The sequence below is a fragment of the Ralstonia sp. UBA689 genome, from assembly GCF_002298975.1.
In the GTDB taxonomy this organism is placed as follows: domain Bacteria; phylum Pseudomonadota; class Gammaproteobacteria; order Burkholderiales; family Burkholderiaceae; genus Ralstonia.
The window spans coordinates 1-15,965 of the sequence record NZ_DBMV01000039.1; the positions used below are offsets into that span (position 1 = coordinate 1).

The window sequence follows — 15,965 nt, forward strand, 5'->3', positions numbered from 1 at the left end:
CTTAACTGAACGGCATTAGGCCCTGTGAGGCCCCTTCGTCTTCAGGCTGCCGCCGGTTTCTCGGTGGCCTCGTTCCTGGCGTTCTCTTGCTCCTGCAGCGTGCGCCACATCACCTTCCCCGTACCGGACTTGGGCAGCGCATCGACAAACTCCACCACGCGCGGGTACTTGTAGGCGGCCATGTTGTCGCGCGCCCAGTGGATGATGTCGTCTTCGGTGGTCTTGCCCTTGGCATGAGCCTTGAGCACCACCACCGCCTTGACCGACTCGCCGCGATACGCGTCACGCGTGCCGATGATGCAGGCTTCCTGCACGTCGGGGTGCTTGTACAGCAGGCTCTCCACCTCGGCCGGCCAGACCTTGAAGCCGGACGCATTGATCATGCGTTTGAGGCGATCAGTGAGGAAGAAGTAGCCTTCCTCGTCCATCTTGCCCAGATCGCCCGTGCGGAAGAAGCGCTTGCCTTCGAACTCGATGAAGACTTCGGCACTGGCCTGCGGCTTGCCCCAGTAACCCAGGAAGACCTGCGGGCCGCTGACGATGATTTCACCCACCTCGCCCGGTGGCAGCTCCTTGAGCGTCTGTGGGTCCACCACGCGCGCATCGGTGTTGAAGACAGGAATGCCCAGGCACTGCTGCTTGGTATATTCGGCCGGGTTGCTGTGCGTGGGCGCGATGGTTTCCGACAAACCGTAACCTTCCTGATAGGCGAGGTTGAAATCCTGCAGCAGGCGCTGCGCCACCGCCTGCGGCATCGCGGCGCCGCCGCCGCCGATGTAGCGCAGGCTGGACAGGTCGAATTCGGCCAGCTGGGGGCTGGCCAGAAAGTCGATCACCATCGTGGGGATGTTCGTCCAGTGCGTGATCTTGTAACGCGAGATGAGTCGGCCAGCCACCTCACGGTCCCAGCGCGGCAGCATCACCACAGTGGAGCCCATGTAGATCGGCGCGTTCATGCCGTACTGCATGCCGGTCACGTGGAACAGCGGGATGATCGACAGACTCACGCCTTCCATCGTCGAGCCCGACCATAGCGCGCCACCCACGACGTTGTGCATGACGGTGCGGTGCGTATGCATGCAGCCCTTCGGAAAGCCGGTGGTGCCCGAGGTGTACGGCATCACGGCCAAGTCATCCGGGCCAGCGGTGTGCGGGCCAGGAGCATGACGCTGGGCCAGCATGTCGGTCCAGGCCACGGCGCCGGGCTGCACCGGATGTTGCGCGGTAATCCACGCGGGCGGTGCGTCTTCGGGGTATTCGTAGGCGGCCGGCAGCGCGTCGGCATAGGACGTGACCAGCAGGTGGCGCGTGCGCTGCGCTTCGGGCAGCTCATCGTTGGCCGCCATCACAAAGGGGGCAAGGTCTGCGCTGCAGATGACCGTCGCGGCACCCGCGTCGGTGATGTAGTGCTTGAACTCTTCCGGTCGGTTCATCGGGTTGACCGGCACGACCACCGCGTCGGCCCGCAGGATGCCGTAGTACGCGGCAATGAACTGCGGACAGTTCTGCATGTACAGCAGCACGCGGTCGCCCTTGTGCACGCCCGCCACCTGCTGCAACCAGCCGGCCACGGCGAGCGCGTCGTCGTGCAGTTCCCGGAACGAGGTGTGGCGACCGTAGAAGACGATCGCGTCCTTGTCCGGAAAGCGTCGTGCCGACACTTCCAGGTTGTACCAAAGGCTCGTTTGCGGCGAGCTGATGTTGTGCGGCAGCCGCCGCGGCCAGAACTGGAAGTGTGGTCGTGTCATAGCGTGTCTCCGAAAATCTGTCTGTTGTTTTTACCGGATGGTATCCGAACGATCGTTCTATTTTCAACCGTTGTCAGGACACAGATTTTTGCGGCGGTGAAAACGCCTCGATGCGCCCCCACGTAGAATGCCCAATGCCTTGCCGGCATACCCCGCCGGCAGCCTTTCCCAGGAGAATCCCGACAATGAGCGACGTCACCTCGCAGAATTTCGCGCAAGAAGTGATCGAAACATCTCGCCAAGTGCCGGTACTGGTCGATTTCTGGGCGCCGTGGTGCGGCCCCTGCCGCACGCTTGGCCCGATGCTGGAAAAGCTCGAAGCCGAATACGCAGGCAAGTGGAAGCTTGCCAAGGTCAATTCGGACGAGAACCCCGAGCTGTCGGCACACTTCAACGTGCGCAGCATCCCGTATGTGGTGGCCTTCGTAGATGGTAAATCCGTCGACCAGTTCGTCGGCGTGCTGCCCGAGGGGCAACTGCGCGCGTTCCTGGACCGCGTCATTCCGCAGCCGGCCGACGTGGCCTACCGCGAAGGGCTGGCCGCGCACCAGACCGGCGAGATCGCCCATGCGCGCGAGGCATTCCAGAACGCGCTGGCCTTCGACCCCGGCTTCGACGCGGCACGCTTCGAGCTCGTCAACCTGCTACTTGACACCGGCGACGTGCGGGCAGCGCAGAACGAGTTTGCGCTGCTCTCGCCCAAGGCGCCGCAGGACGAGCGCTACGCCCCGCTGCAGACGCGCCTGAAGGCGGCCGAGCAAGCCGGCGCATTGCCCGGTATCGACGCCCTGCTGACGCTCGTCCAAGCCGAGCCCGACAACCTGCAGGCGCGCCTGGACCTGGCCCAGCGGCATATCGCCGGCCAGCAGTACGAAGCTGCGCTGGAACAATTGCTCGCCATCGTTGAACGCGACCGCGCCTTCCGGGACGACGTCGCGCGCAAAACCATGGTGTCGGTATTCGACATGATGCGTGACGCGCCGCAGGCCGTATCGCACTGGCGCCGGCAACTCGCCTCCAAGCTGAACTAGGACGCACCATGCGATTGATCTATGTGGCCGATCCGATGTGCTCGTGGTGCTACGGCTTCGGTCCGCAGCTTGCCGACCTGCGCAAGCGGCTGGCCGATACGCTGGGCGCGTCGATGCCCGTTACGCTCATCACCGGCGGGCTGCGCCCTGGCCAGCGCGAGCCGCTGCCGGACGAGAAGCGCGACGAGATCCTCCACCACTGGCACGCCGTGGCCGAGCGCAGCGGCATGCCGTTCGACCAGTCCCCCGAGGTAGCCATGCGCCGCGAGGGCTTTGTCTACGACACCGAGCCTGCCTGCCGCGCCGTCGTCATGGCGCGCGAACACTGGGGCGAGAATGACGAGCGCTTGCTCGCCCTCTTCCATGCCGTGCAGCGTGCCTTCTACGCCGAAGGCCGCAACACCACGCAGGCCGACGTGCTGCGCGAGGTGGCCATCACCAGCGGCATCGACGCGGCCCACTTCGATGCGGTATTCGACACGGAAGCGCTGCGCAACGAGACGCGCGAAGACTTTCGCCTCTCGCGCCGCTGGGGCATCAACGGCTTCCCGAGCTTACTGGCCGAACAAGGCAACACGCTGTACCAGATCGGGCGCGGCTATGCGCCATCGGTGGCGCTGTACGCGCGGGCGGTGGAAGTGATGCAGCAGCATCCCGCGCCAGACGCCGGTTAACGCGTTTGCCCGGCGTCAAACCTGGGCACGGCGACCGTCGCGTAAGCTGACGGGCTCGTCCACCTCACACCTCCGCCCGTCATGCCCGTGATCGAATGGTCTGAGGCGCTCCACCTCGGAGACGCCGCCACCGATGCCAACCACGCCGAGTTCTGCGCGCTGCTCAATGCCGTCGCCGATACCTCGGACGCCGAGTTCATTCCCGCTCTTGACGCTTTCATCGCGCACACGGAAGTGCACTTCGGCGAGGAGAACGCGTGGATGGATGCGGCGGAATTCCCCCCGCGCCACTGCCACCGCAACGAGCACGACAACGTGCTGGCCCTGTGCCGCGAAGTGCGCAAGCGCGCCGCTGCTGGGGAGATGGAGCTAGGCCGCCGCCTAGTCGCTGAGCTACCCGAGTGGTTTACCCAGCACGTGGATGTGATGGACCGGATGATGACGACGTATCTGGCGCAATTGGGCAGCGCCGCGCACGTCGACTGAACGCGGGTTGTCGGTCGGCATCGTCCTGCCCTAGAGTCAGAAGGCTCCCCCTGCGCGGCCAGCGTCGCGCTGGCCTTCCCACCTCGGCAAGGAGTGCCCATGAAGACCGTCAACGATGCCTCGTTTCAGTCAGACGTGATCGACGCCTCGCAAAGCAAGCCAGTGGTCGTGTGCTTCGCCGCTGAGTGGAGTCACCCGAGCCAGTCTGCCGTGGCCAGCCTCGAGAAGATGGAGCCGAACTACGCCGGGCGCGCCACCTTCGTCACCATGGATTTCGATGAAAACGAGGGCACCGCGGCCAAGTACGGCGTGTCGGTCATGCCGGCTTTCGTGGTCTTCGCCAACAGCCAGCCGCGTGAGGAGTGGTCGGGGGTCTACGCCGACAAGATCCGGGAAAAGCTGGACCAGTTCATCCCGCAATAGCGCAAGCAGCTAGACGGCTGCGATCACTCGCAGCGCCGTCGATGCCGCCACCATCCCGAACACGGCCGTCACGCAGACGGACGACCCGAAGCCCGCACAGGCGAGCCCTTGCGGGCCTTGCGACGGCTGCGGCGCCGGCGGGGCATTGACCACTTCGATCTCCCCTGCCGCTGCCAGATCGTCGATGCCCGCGTGGCTCGATTCGACCGGCAATTCAACGGCACACGCCTGCTGCTCGGGTTCCGGATAGCGCAGCGGCTCATCCGAATACACCGCATCGATGCCAAAACGGGCCTTGGGGTCGCGCGGGAAGCCGTGCTGACGGCGCAGATTGCCGCGCACCTTGGCCAGTAGCGGATCCTGGATCGTGCGAGAGAGGTCTGTCACGCGGATGCGTGTCGGGTCCAGTTGCCCACCCGCTGCGCCACACGTCACCACGCGTTTGCCGGTGCGCTTGCAGAACGCCACGATGGCGGTCTTCACCTTCACCGCGTCGATGGCGTCGATCACGTAGTCGAACGGATGGCCGAGCAACGTCTCGGCATTGTCCACGGTGACGAAATCATCGATGCGGCTGATCTCTGCGCGCGGGTTGATCTGCAGAATGCGCTCGGCCATGGCATCGACCTTGGCCATGCCGTAGGCATCGCCCAGCGCGTGGATCTGACGATTGGTGTTGGAAACGGCGATGTGGTCGAGGTCGATCAGCGTGAGCTTGCCGACGCCGCAGCGCGCCAGGGCTTCAGCCACCCACGAACCCACGCCGCCGATGCCGATCACGCACACGTGCGCCGCTGCAAAACGCTCCAGCGCCTGCGGGCCGTACAGCCGTGCGACGCCGCCAAACCGGCGTGCGTATTCGTCATCCAGGATGGGCGGGTGCGCGGGCGCGCTGATTGCTACTTGGCTCATGACACAATTGAATCGGAACTGCGCCGAACTATATAACAACGCGGCAAGTCGGATTTTTACGTGTCACACCAACAACAAAACCCATGCGTACATCCGGCAAGCTCGCCCTCGGACTGGTCATCACACCCGTCGTCATCGTAGCGGCGGCGGTCATCTTTGTGCTGACGTTCGACTGGAGCCATGCCAAGCCTTACCTGAACGATCACGTATCCCAAGCCATCGGCCGGCCCTTCGCCATCAATGGCGATCTCGTGCTCACCTGGAAGAAGCCCGAGGGCGAATCAGGCTGGCGCGCCTATGTGCCGTGGCCGCGCCTGATTGCCAACGACATCACCATCGGCAACCCTGACTGGACCAAACAACCGCATGTGGCAACGGTTCATCAGCTCACCTTCGTGCTGGAAGCGCTGCCGCTGCTGGCACACCGCATCGTCATCCCGAGCGTGACACTCGACACGCCAACCATCGCGCTGGAGCGCGACAAGCAGAACCGCAACAACTGGACATTCGATCTCGCCGGCGGCGACAAGCAGCCCTCAAATTGGAAACTGGAGTTGCGCGAGATCGCGTTCAGCAAGGGCTCGCTGGCGCTGGATGACGACATCAAACGCATTCACCTGGCCGCGACGATCGACACGGTCGACAACCAGGCGCTCTACACCGCAGCCAACGGCACCACCATCAAGGGCGACGAGCAGCCGCCGGTGGTGCCGACAGCGTTGGCGGCTGCAGCTTCCGGCGCAGTCGCCAAGACGCCTGTCGCGCCCGATCCGCAACAGCCCTACGGCATCGCCTGGACGGTCAAGGGCACGTACAACAACGCCGCCATCAACGGCAGCGGCAAGGCCGGCGGCGTGCTGCGCTTGCAGGATGCACGCCGCCCCTACCCGCTGCAGGCCGATGTGACGATCGGTAAGACGCGCATCGACTTGGCTGGCACGCTCACCAATCCGGCCAGCCTCACGGCGCTGGATCTGCGCCTGCACCTGTCGGGCGCAAGCATGGCGCACCTGTATCCGTTGACTGGCGTGGTGCTGCCGGATACGCCGCCATTTGACACGCGCGGGCGCCTGATTGGCGAGTTGCGCAAACAGGGCTCGAACTGGCGCTACGAAAAATTCACCGGCCGCGTGGGTGGCTCCGACCTCGGCGGCACGCTTACCTTCGCCATGCGCGAGCCCCGCCCACAACTGAGCGGCGAACTGGTCTCGCACCAACTGCTGTTTGCCGACCTGGCCCCGATCATCGGCGCCGATTCCAACGCCAGCAAGGCCAAACGGAACGAACCCGGCGACGAGGCCGTACACCAGCCCGCCGACAAGGTGCTGCCCATCGAGCCCTTCCGCACCGACCGCTGGAACGCCATCGATGCCGACGTGAAGTTCACCGGCGAGCGCATCGTCCACAGCGCCGACCTGCCGATCGACCACCTCGTCACGCACGTCAAGCTGCAGGATGCTGTGCTCACGCTCGACCCGCTCAACTTCGGCGTTGCTGGCGGCGCGCTCACCTCCAACATCCAGCTCGACGGCAACGCCACGCCGATGCAGGCTCGCGCGGCGCTGGCGGCACGCCGCTTTCACATCAAGCAGCTCTTCCCCAAAATCGAATCGATGCAGGCCAGCGTCGGCACGATCAACGGCGACGCGCAGCTGTCCGCCACCGGCAACTCGGTCGCCGCCTTGCTCGGCTCGTCCAACGGCGAGATAAAGGTGCTCGTCGAGCAGGGCACCATCAGCAAGTTCATTCTCGAAGCCATGGGACTGAACGTCGGCAACGTGATCCTCACCAAGCTCTTTGGCGACAAGCAGGTCACCATCAACTGCGCGGCTGGCGACTTTGCCGTGAGCGACGGGCTGGCGCGGGCACGCACGTTTTTGGTCGATACGCAGGATGCCGTCATCGACGTGACCGGCGCGACCAGCTTCAAGCAGGAGGCGCTGGACTTCACCATCCATCCGGATTCGAAGGGGCTGCGCGTGTTCTCGCTGCGCACGCCGCTGTATGTGAAGGGCACGTACAAGCATCCGGACGTGTCGATCAACCCGGCGGTGGTGGCGTTGCGTGCCGGCGGCGCGGTGGCGCTGGCGTTTGCCGCACCGGTGGCGGCGGTGCTGCCGGTACTGGAACTCAAACCCGCGCCGGACAGTACGTGCGGCAAGCTGCTGGCCGATGTGCGCCAGCGCCCAACCGCGCCACCGCCAGGCAAGACGTACCGCAACGGCAAGCCGAGCCAGGTATCCGCGGCCGACGCCAAGACCTCCGCGACCACCGTCGCACCGCCCGCGCGCGATCCGCACACCAGCGGCGGTTGATGCCGGTTGACGCCGCGCAAACAGGGGCCGGCCAGCTTGTCTATACTCGGCCCGTTCGCCTCTTGCACCGCTGTGCACCGCTCACGCACCATGACTTCCATCGCCGACATCCGCACCGAATACGCCCGTGCCTCGCTCGACATCGCCGACGTCGACGCCAACCCCCTGCGCCAGTTCCGCCGCTGGTTCGATGAAGCGCTCAAGTCCGAGGTGGCTGAAGTCAACGCCATGTCGCTGGCCACCGTCGATGCGCACGGGCAGCCCTCGGCCCGCATCGTCCTGCTCAAGAACCTGGACGAGCGCGGCTTCACCTTCTTCACCAACTACGCCAGCCACAAGGGCGACGAACTGGCTGCCAATCCGCGCGCGGCGCTGCTGTTCCACTGGATCGGGCTGGAGCGCCAGGTGCGCATCCAGGGCATCGTCGAGAAGGTGACGGAGGCCGAGAGCGACGCCTACTACCATTCGCGCCCGCTGGGCTCGCGCCTTGGGGCCTGGGCATCGGAGCAAAGCAGCGAGGTGCCCGACCGCGCCACGCTGGAAGCACGCGAAGCCGAATACAGCGAACGCTTTGGCGACGCCCCGCCGCGCCCGCCGCACTGGGGCGGCTACCGTCTGCTGCCTGAGCGCATGGAGTTCTGGCAAGGCCGCCCGTCGCGCCTGCACGATCGGCTGGAATATCAGCGGCAGGCGGACGGTGGCTGGAAAATCGTCCGCCTCGCCCCCTGATCCCCTTGCTCCGGCAGCCGGATGCCGGCGTGCAATGATTTATTGCGCGTTGCGGCATAACGGCACGGCGCTTGCTGCCGTCAGGAAGACACCGCGTGCTGCCCGCATGACCCGCACAGCACCATGGGAAAGTTTGTCGTAAGCTAATGTGATGCGTTCGGGCGGCAATCCGATGGCTGCCCCGATATCGTGCACATCAGGGAGGCGTCGACATGTTTTTCCAACAGGCGATTGACCGCAAGATCAACGGCAAGCTTGAACAGTGGATCAAGGACATCCGCGAGTCTGCCAACCTCCCGGTGCGCCTGCGCCTGTGGAACGGCGATCAATACGAGCTCGGCCGTTTCGAGCAACCCCGCGTCACGCTGACCGTGCGTGAGGCCAGCGCCCTGCCGCTGCTGCTTTCCCCCACGCTCAACAACCTCGGCGAAGCCTACGTTCAGGAGAAGATCGACCTGGACGGCAAGCTGGCCGACATCATCAACGTCGGCTATGGCCTGGCCGCCGTTGCCGTGGGCAGCAGCGGCAATGCGCTGGCCCGCGTGGTACGCCACTTCGCCCATACGAAGGAAGGCGACAAGGCATCGATCCAGTACCACTACGACGTCTCTAACGACTTCTACAAGCTGTGGCTGGACCAGAACATGGTCTATTCCTGTGCCTACTTTGAGAACGGTAACGAAACGCTCGACGAGGCGCAGCTCAAGAAGATCGACCACATCCTAACCAAAATCCGCCTGCAGCCCGGGCAGACGCTGCTCGACATCGGCTGCGGCTGGGGCGCGCTGGTGCTGCGCGCGGCGCAGAAGTACGGTGCGCGCTGTCTGGGCGTGACGCTGTCGCAAAATCAGTTCGACCTCGCCACTGAGCGCGTGCGCGCTGCCGGCCTGCAAGACCAGATCGAAATCCGCATCCAGGACTACCGCGACCTCAACGGCCAGTTCGACCGCATCACCAGCGTCGGCATGTTCGAGCACGTCGGGCGCAAGAACCTGCCGGGCTACTTCCGCCGCATGCACGACCTGCTGGCCGACGGCGGCGTCGCCATGAACCATGGCATCACGTCGTCCGACCCGGCCGGCGGCGAAAGCTCGTTGGGCGGCGGCGACTTTATCGATCGCTACGTCTTCCCGCAGGGCGAACTGCCGCATATCTCGCTGGCGCTGGAAGCCGCCCAGCAAGGCGGACTGGAAGCGCTTGACGTCGAAAGCCTGCGCCGCCACTATGCGCGCACGCTCGAGCACTGGGCCGAGCGCTTCGAGACCAACGGCGAGACCATCCGCGCGATGGTCGGCGAGAAGACATACCGCATCTGGCGCGTCTACCTGGCCGGTTGCGCACATGCCTTCGACGCCGACGAGATCTCGATCTTCCAGACCGTCCTGCAGAAGGCCGGCAAGTCGGCGACATCGATCCCGTGGTCGCGCCGCTATATCTACGCGTGACCAGTTGACCGCCAGCTCCTCCATCGACGATCTGTTCGGCGCGCCGCCCGCACCTAGCGACAATTCGGCCGCCGAACCCGCCAATCCCGCTGCCAAACCCAAGCGTTCTTCCACCCGCCAGGGCGTGCAGCCGGCCACGGTTGCGCCCGAGGTAGCGGCGCTCGCGCAGCGGCTGCCGCGCGGGCTGCGCATCGGCACATCGTCGTGGTCGTATCCGGGGTGGGATGGCCTGGTCTATGCGGGGACGTATTCCGGCTCGATGCTCGCGCGCAAGGGGCTGGCGGCGTATGCCAAGCACCCGCTGCTACGCACGGTCAGCATCGACCGCGGCTTCTATGCACCGATTCCGCTGGCGGACTACGTAGCCTACGCGACCAGCGTGCCGGAGGACTTCCGCTTTGCCGTCAAGGCACCGGCTGCTGTGTGTGACGCGTGGATTCGCGAATCGGACGGTCGCGGGCGCATGGCCAACCCTGCCTTTCTGAATGCCGAATTTGCCATTCGCGACTTTGTCGACCCGGCCATGCGCGGGCTGGGCACGCGCTGCGGGCCGCTGGTGTTCCAGCTCTCGCCGCTGGGCGCACTGGCGGAGGATGCGCTGGGCTTTGTGGAACGGCTCGAAACCTTCCTCGCCGCCTTGCCGCCAATCGACCCGCAGCTCAATCCCGATGCGGTCTATGCCGTGGAATTGCGCGACGCCACGCTGCTCACGCCGCGCTTCATCAAGATGCTGCGCGCGGCCGGCGTGCGCTACTGCGTCGGCCTGCACGAGCGGATGCCGGCGGCTGACCGGCAGGCTGCTGCCGTTGCGTTGCTGGATGAAGGCGCAGGTGGACCACTAGTCGTGCGCTGGAACCTGAACAGCCGCTATCGCTACGCGCAAGCCGAAGCCGCCTACAAGCCGTTCGACAAACTGGTCGACGAAGACCCGTTCTCGCGCGAGACGCTGGCCGACATGGCGGTCGCCGCCCTGGCGGCAGGGCGCAAAGTGACGATCCTGGTCAGCAACAAGGCCGAGGGATCGTCACCGCTGTCGTGCATCAAGCTGGCCGAGGCCATCGCCGCGCGCCTGCCGGCGGACGCAGCCTAACCTCTGCCCCGCCTTACCCTTGCAGGCGGTGCGCAAACTGCTTGCGGAACTTCGCCACCTTGGGCGAGATGACGAATGCGCAGTAGCCCTGCGCCGGGTGGTCGCGAAAGTAGTTCTGGTGTTCCTCCTCCGCGCGCCAGAAGGCCACCTTGTCGCCGCTGGCATCCACCAATTCCGTCACGATGGGGGCTTCGAAGATATCGCTGGCGCCGAGATCATCGATGGCGCTGCGGGCTATCGCCAACTGCTCGGGCGTTTGCGCAAAGATGGCCGAGCGATATTGCGGGCCGACATCGTTGCCCTGGCGGTCCGGTGTGGTCGGATCGTGGATGGCGAAGAAGATGTCGAGGATCTCACGGTATGGAATCACCGCCGGGTCGAATGTCACCTTCACCACCTCGGCATGGCCGGTGTCGCCATTGCAAACCGCGCGATAGCTGGGCCGATCGACATGGCCGCCGGCATAGCCGGACACCACGCCGCGCACGCCCTGCACCTGCTGGAACACGGCTTCCAGGCACCAGAAGCAGCCTCCGCCCAGGACGGCGGTTTCAAGGGCGCTTTGTTCGGTCATTTGGACTCTCCTGCTAGGTTGATTAGGCTGCCATTGGTCGGCCGGGGGCGCCTATCCTGACACGAGCGCTGACATATGTGCGCTGCATCACGCAAAGCCCTACGCGCGGGCGGCCTATGGGGGCGTCCGTTACAATTGGGCCATCACTCTAGATTGTTTGCATGGATCACCACGGAGCCATTCCCATGGATGCGCGCGACAGCGAATCTTCCGCGCGCGAGCCGTCGGCGCATGGCCGCGCCGCCCCGCCTGATTTCGATGTCGCGCATTTTCGGCACGCACTGTCCCAGTTTGCCACCGGCGTAACGGTCGTCACCACACGCTCGGAAGGTGGACCGGGCAAGCCGGCGTTCGTGGGCGTAACGGCCAGCTCGTTCAATTCGGTGTCGCTCGATCCGCCCCTGGTGCTGTGGAGCCTGGGCACGCAGGCGAATTCGTTTCCGCTCTTCCATGCCGGCTCGCACTATGTGATCAACATCCTGGCGGCAGAACAGTTGGACTTGTGCAAGCGCTTCGCCACGCTCAAGGGCGACCGCTTCGCCAATGTGGACTACTACCCGAGCCCGACGGGCCTGCCCATCCTCGCGCAATCACTGGCGTGGTTCGAATGCCATAACCGCAGCCGCTACGACGAGGGCGATCACGTCATCTTCGTCGGCGAAGTCGAGCGCTGCGGCGTGGTCGATCCGCACGGCGCGCCGCTGGTGTTTCATCGCGGCGCGTTCTCGTCGCTCACGCAGATCGGCAAGTAAGCCCAGCGCATCATGTGGGGTCGGCCGCTTTGCGCGGGGCCTCAGCATCGATCCCCCAATCGCCCCATTCGTACCAGTCGTCGCCGAGCAGTTCGGCGGGGTGCTGGGTACGGCCCGAGCCGTTGCCACAGCCCAGCGCATCGGTCGGGCAATACTTGTCGCAGCCCCAGCAGATGCGCTCGGGGTGTACGGGGTGCAGCGGAAATTTCTTGGCCATGACCGGCTCCGGTCGACAACACAGGCCAACTATCCAAGCATGCTGCCAGTAGGGGATTGATCCGCGTCAGAAACTAACCAGCCTTGCCGCGCTTGCCCGTGCTGGCTTCCAGCGGCCGCACACCGCGCGCATCCATCAACAGAGACAACCCACCTTCGCGGTCCTTGATGGTGCGTAGGACGATGTTCGAGCGGATGTCCATCACGCCCGGCGTCTTGTACAGCCGCTCGATGATGAACTCTGAGTAGTGCTGCAAGTTGGGCGCCTGCACGCGCAAGATGTAATTGCAATCCCCGGTGATGATGTAGGCCGCGACAATCTCGGGCCAGCTCTGCACGGCGGCCATGAAGGTTTCGTGCCAGCCGGTCACGTCCTGCCGCATCGACACCTGCACGATGGCCTCCAGCTCCAGCCCCAACGCCTCCCGCCCCAATTGCGCCCGGTAGCCAGTGATGGCGCCGCCCTCTTCCAGCATCCGCACGCGCCGCAAGCATGCCGACGGAGATAGCGCCACGCGCTCGGCCAAGTCCTGGTTGCTGATGCGCCCGTCCTGCTGCAAGACCTGGAGAATGCGCAGATCGGTGGTATCCAGTTGCATATGTCGCAGTAGATTGTGTGATTTCGTCTAAGAATTGCATTTTATGCGAATCCAACGAAATCACACGCACGAATATGCAAACCCATTGCGCGCGGATTTCCCTATCATTTCGGCACGGATTCATGCTTTTTGACACGCGATTTCAGCCCGGGAGCCGCCTTGGAACGCACTTTGTGGGACATCAGCCCCGCCCTCTCGACCGCCACGCCCACCTGGCCCGGCGACACGCCGTTTTCGCAGGAAATTGCGTGGAAGCTCGAAGGGGACTGCCCGGTCAACGTCGGGCGCATTACGTTGTCGCCGCATACCGGCGCGCATGCCGATGCGCCGATGCATTACCGCGCGGACGGTGCTCCGATTGGTGAAGTGCCGCTGGACGCCTACCTCGGCCCCTGCCGCGTCATCCACTGCGTGGGTGTCGCACGTGTCGAGCCGGAGCACGTGCGCGAAGCGCTGGCCGGGACACCGCCGCGCGTGCTGCTGCGCACCTACGCACGGATGCCGCAGACCACGTGGGACGACCAGTTCCCCGCCATCGCGCCCGAGACCATCGAACTGCTGGCTGCGCACGGCGTGCGCCTGATCGGCGTCGACACAGCCTCGCTGGACCCGCAGACCTCCAAGACCATGGACGCGCACCATGCTGTCGGCAAGCACGGCCTAGCCATCCTCGAAGGGCTGGTGCTCGACGAGGTGCCCGCCGGTGACTATGAACTGATCGCCCTGCCGCTCAAGTTCGCCACGCTCGATGCGAGCCCCGTGCGCGCCGTGCTGCGCCGCCTGCCCTGACCCACAGAACCGCAACCGATTTCTTCGCCCCCACGTTCACCATGACCATCACCCGCAACACCTGCCTCGAACGCGACGCGGCCGACCCGATCGCCCCGCTGCGCGACGCCTTCGCGCTGCCCGACGGCGTGATCTACCTGGACGGCAACTCGCTCGGCGCCCGCCCGAAAGCCGCGCTCGCCCGCGCGCAGGAAGTCATCGCCAGCGAATGGGGCGACGGCCTGATCCGCAGTTGGAATTCTGCCGGCTGGTTCGAACTGCCGCGCCGCCTGGGCAACAAACTCGCTCCACTCATTGGCGCGCGCGAAGACGAGGTGGTCGTCACCGACACCACCTCGATCAACCTGTTCAAGGTGCTCGCCGCCGCGCTGCGTGTGCAGCGAGAAGACGCGCCAGCCCGCAAGATCATCGTTTCGGAAACGCATAACTTCCCGACTGACCTGTACATCGCCGAAGGCCTGGCCGACCTGCTACGCGACGGCTACAAGCTGCGCCTGATCGACTCGCCGGACGAACTGGAAGCGGCACTGGGCGACGATGTGGCTGTCACCATGCTCACGCACGTGAACTACAAGAGCGGCCACATGTACGACATGGCGACCGTCTCCGCGCTGGCGCACCAGCACGGCGCACTGGCAGTCTGGGATTTGGCGCATTCGGCCGGTGCGGTGCCGGTGGACCTGCACGCGGGCGGCGCAGATTACGCCATCGGCTGCACCTACAAATACCTGAACGGCGGCCCGGGTTCGCCGGCTTTCGTGTGGGTGGCTCCGAAGCTGCGCGAGCGCTTCTGGCAACCGCTGTCTGGCTGGTGGGGCCACGCGCGGCCGTTCGCGATGGAATCGCGCTACGACGCCGGCGCGGGCATCGGCCGTTTCCTGTGCGGCACGCAGCCGATCACGTCGATGGCGATGGTGGAATGCGGCCTCGACATCTTTGCGCAGACCTCGATGACCGCGCTGCGCACCAAGTCCCTCGCGCTGACCGATCTGTTCATCACGCTGGTGGAAACGCGCTGCGCAGGCTTCCCGCTCACGCTCGCCACGCCGCGCGACCATGCCGTGCGCGGCAGCCACGTCAGCTACGAACACCCGAATGGTTATGCCGTCATGCAGGCGTTGATTGCGCGCGGCGTGATCGGCGACTACCGCGAACCGCGCATCATGCGCTTCGGTTTCACGCCGCTGTACACGAGCTTTGCCGACGTGTGGGATGCCGTGGAAATCCTGCGCGACGTGCTGGAAACCGGCACATGGCAATCGGCCCAATTCAACGAACGTACGTTGGTGACCTGAGATGACTGACACGATTCAACCCGCCCAGCCCGTCGCATCGGGCTGCCCCGTGCACGGCGCCCAGGGCGAGCGCTGGCACAACGCACAGATGGATTTCTCGCAGTCGATGAGCTACGGGGATTACCTCGCGCTCGACCAGATCCTGAACGCGCAGCACCCGCGCTCGCCGGATCACAACGAGATGCTGTTCATCGTCCAGCACCAGACCACCGAGCTGTGGATGAAGCTGATGCTGCACGAACTGCGCGCCGCGCGCGACTGCGTGCGCAACGACAACCTGCCGCCCGCATTCAAGATGTTGGCGCGTGTGTCGCGCATCATGGATCAACTCGTGCAGGCGTGGAACGTGCTCGCCACGATGACGCCGCCGGAATACTCGGCCATGCGCCCGCACCTGGGGCAGTCGTCGGGCTTTCAGTCGTACCAGTACCGCGAGATCGAGTTCATTCTCGGCAACAAGAACGCGGCGATGCTCCAGCCACATGCGCATCGCTCCGAGCACTACGCGCAGGTGAAAGCCGCGCTGGAAACGCCGTCGCTGTATGACGAAGCCGTGCGCTACATGGCGCGCCACGGCTTCAGCTTCGATGCAGACTGCGTCGAGCGTGATTGGTCGCGCCCGGTCACGTACAACGCTTCGGTGGAAGCCGCGTGGCTGGAGGTCTACCGCGACCCGACGCACCACTGGGAGCTGTACGAACTGGCCGAGAAGTTCGTCGACCTGGAAGACGCCTTCCGCCAATGGCGCTTCCGCCATGTGACCACGGTGGAGCGCGTGATCGGCTTCAAGCGCGGCACGGGCGGCACCGAAGGCGTGGGTTACCTGCGCAAGATGCTGGACGTGGTGCTGTTTCCGGAGCTGTGGAAGCTGCGCACCGATCTGTAAT

At 65.0% G+C, this 15,965-nt stretch carries 17 protein-coding genes; 12 read left to right on the forward strand and 5 right to left on the reverse strand.

Annotated features, from left to right (window positions below):
* Positions 1 to 41: 41 nt before the first annotated feature.
* Positions 42 to 1,748, reverse strand: coding sequence for a long-chain fatty acid--CoA ligase (locus tag B4F51_RS18135; RefSeq protein ID WP_296227836.1), 1,707 nt, complete (start codon positions 1,746 to 1,748; stop codon positions 42 to 44).
* Between the two features lie 185 nt (positions 1,749 to 1,933).
* On the opposite strand from B4F51_RS18135, the gene trxA reads away from it, so the two are divergent.
* The 4 genes from trxA (at position 1,934) to B4F51_RS18155 (ending at position 4,362) form a co-directional block, all read left to right on the forward strand.
* A complete protein-coding gene (gene trxA / locus B4F51_RS18140) occupies positions 1,934 to 2,779 on the forward strand; it encodes a thioredoxin (protein WP_296227837.1) in 846 nt (281 codons plus the stop codon).
* An 8-nt stretch (positions 2,780 to 2,787) separates the two neighbouring features.
* Positions 2,788 to 3,453, forward strand: coding sequence for a DsbA family protein (locus B4F51_RS18145; RefSeq protein ID WP_296227839.1), 666 nt, complete (start codon positions 2,788 to 2,790; stop codon positions 3,451 to 3,453).
* Between the two features lie 81 nt (positions 3,454 to 3,534).
* On the forward strand, positions 3,535 to 3,939 hold the full coding sequence (locus tag B4F51_RS18150; protein ID WP_296227840.1) for a bacteriohemerythrin: 405 nt from the start codon (positions 3,535 to 3,537) through the stop codon (positions 3,937 to 3,939).
* 99 nt (positions 3,940 to 4,038) lie between these two features.
* Entirely contained in the window at positions 4,039 to 4,362 is a 324-nt protein-coding gene (locus tag B4F51_RS18155; protein WP_296227841.1) for a thioredoxin family protein, read from the forward strand.
* Between the two features lie 9 nt (positions 4,363 to 4,371).
* On the opposite strand, the gene B4F51_RS18160 is transcribed toward B4F51_RS18155, so the two are convergent.
* Entirely contained in the window at positions 4,372 to 5,274 is a 903-nt protein-coding gene (locus B4F51_RS18160) for a tRNA threonylcarbamoyladenosine dehydratase (RefSeq protein WP_296227842.1), read from the reverse strand.
* 83 nt (positions 5,275 to 5,357) lie between these two features.
* On the opposite strand from B4F51_RS18160, the gene B4F51_RS18165 reads away from it, so the two are divergent.
* From B4F51_RS18165 to B4F51_RS18180, 4 genes are all read left to right on the forward strand, one after another.
* Positions 5,358 to 7,589 carry an AsmA family protein gene (locus tag B4F51_RS18165; RefSeq protein ID WP_296227843.1) on the forward strand — a complete coding sequence of 744 codons (2,232 nt, stop codon included), beginning with the start codon at positions 5,358 to 5,360 and terminating at the stop codon, positions 7,587 to 7,589.
* Positions 7,590 to 7,679: 90 nt separating this feature from the next.
* The gene (pdxH, locus tag B4F51_RS18170) at positions 7,680 to 8,318 is read left to right on the forward strand and encodes a pyridoxamine 5'-phosphate oxidase (protein ID WP_296227844.1); all 639 of its coding nucleotides are present in this window, start codon (positions 7,680 to 7,682) and stop codon (positions 8,316 to 8,318) included.
* Positions 8,319 to 8,530: 212 nt separating this feature from the next.
* Positions 8,531 to 9,763: an SAM-dependent methyltransferase gene (locus B4F51_RS18175; RefSeq protein ID WP_296227845.1), complete on the forward strand. Its 1,233-nt coding sequence runs from the start codon at positions 8,531 to 8,533 to the stop codon at positions 9,761 to 9,763.
* Positions 9,764 to 9,767: 4 nt separating this feature from the next.
* On the forward strand, positions 9,768 to 10,853 hold the full coding sequence (locus B4F51_RS18180; protein ID WP_296227846.1) for a DUF72 domain-containing protein: 1,086 nt from the start codon (positions 9,768 to 9,770) through the stop codon (positions 10,851 to 10,853).
* 13 nt (positions 10,854 to 10,866) lie between these two features.
* Here B4F51_RS18180 and msrA read toward each other — a convergent pair whose 3' ends face one another.
* Positions 10,867 to 11,427, reverse strand: a complete 561-nt coding sequence (gene msrA, locus B4F51_RS18185; protein WP_296227847.1) for a peptide-methionine (S)-S-oxide reductase MsrA — start codon at positions 11,425 to 11,427, stop codon at positions 10,867 to 10,869.
* A gap of 185 nt (positions 11,428 to 11,612) precedes the next feature.
* On the opposite strand from msrA, the gene B4F51_RS18190 reads away from it, so the two are divergent.
* The gene (locus B4F51_RS18190; protein WP_296227848.1) at positions 11,613 to 12,179 is read left to right on the forward strand and encodes a flavin reductase family protein; all 567 of its coding nucleotides are present in this window, start codon (positions 11,613 to 11,615) and stop codon (positions 12,177 to 12,179) included.
* A 10-nt stretch (positions 12,180 to 12,189) separates the two neighbouring features.
* Here the strand turns inward: B4F51_RS18190 and B4F51_RS18195 are convergent, their stop codons facing one another.
* A complete protein-coding gene (locus tag B4F51_RS18195; RefSeq protein ID WP_296227849.1) occupies positions 12,190 to 12,396 on the reverse strand; it encodes a DUF3079 domain-containing protein in 207 nt (68 codons plus the stop codon).
* 73 nt (positions 12,397 to 12,469) lie between these two features.
* On the reverse strand, positions 12,470 to 12,994 hold the full coding sequence (locus B4F51_RS18200; protein ID WP_296227850.1) for an Lrp/AsnC family transcriptional regulator: 525 nt from the start codon (positions 12,992 to 12,994) through the stop codon (positions 12,470 to 12,472).
* A 159-nt stretch (positions 12,995 to 13,153) separates the two neighbouring features.
* Here B4F51_RS18200 and kynB point away from each other — a divergent pair, with 159 nt between their 5' ends.
* From kynB to kynA, 3 genes are read left to right on the forward strand one after another with little or no spacing between them, the layout of a single operon-like run.
* A complete protein-coding gene (gene kynB, locus B4F51_RS18205) occupies positions 13,154 to 13,783 on the forward strand; it encodes an arylformamidase (protein ID WP_296227851.1) in 630 nt (209 codons plus the stop codon).
* Between the two features lie 41 nt (positions 13,784 to 13,824).
* The gene (gene kynU, locus B4F51_RS18210) at positions 13,825 to 15,078 is read left to right on the forward strand and encodes a kynureninase (RefSeq protein WP_296227853.1); all 1,254 of its coding nucleotides are present in this window, start codon (positions 13,825 to 13,827) and stop codon (positions 15,076 to 15,078) included.
* 1 nt (position 15,079) lies between these two features.
* Entirely contained in the window at positions 15,080 to 15,964 is an 885-nt protein-coding gene (gene kynA / locus B4F51_RS18215; protein ID WP_296227855.1) for a tryptophan 2,3-dioxygenase, read from the forward strand.
* Position 15,965 lies beyond the last annotated feature (1 nt).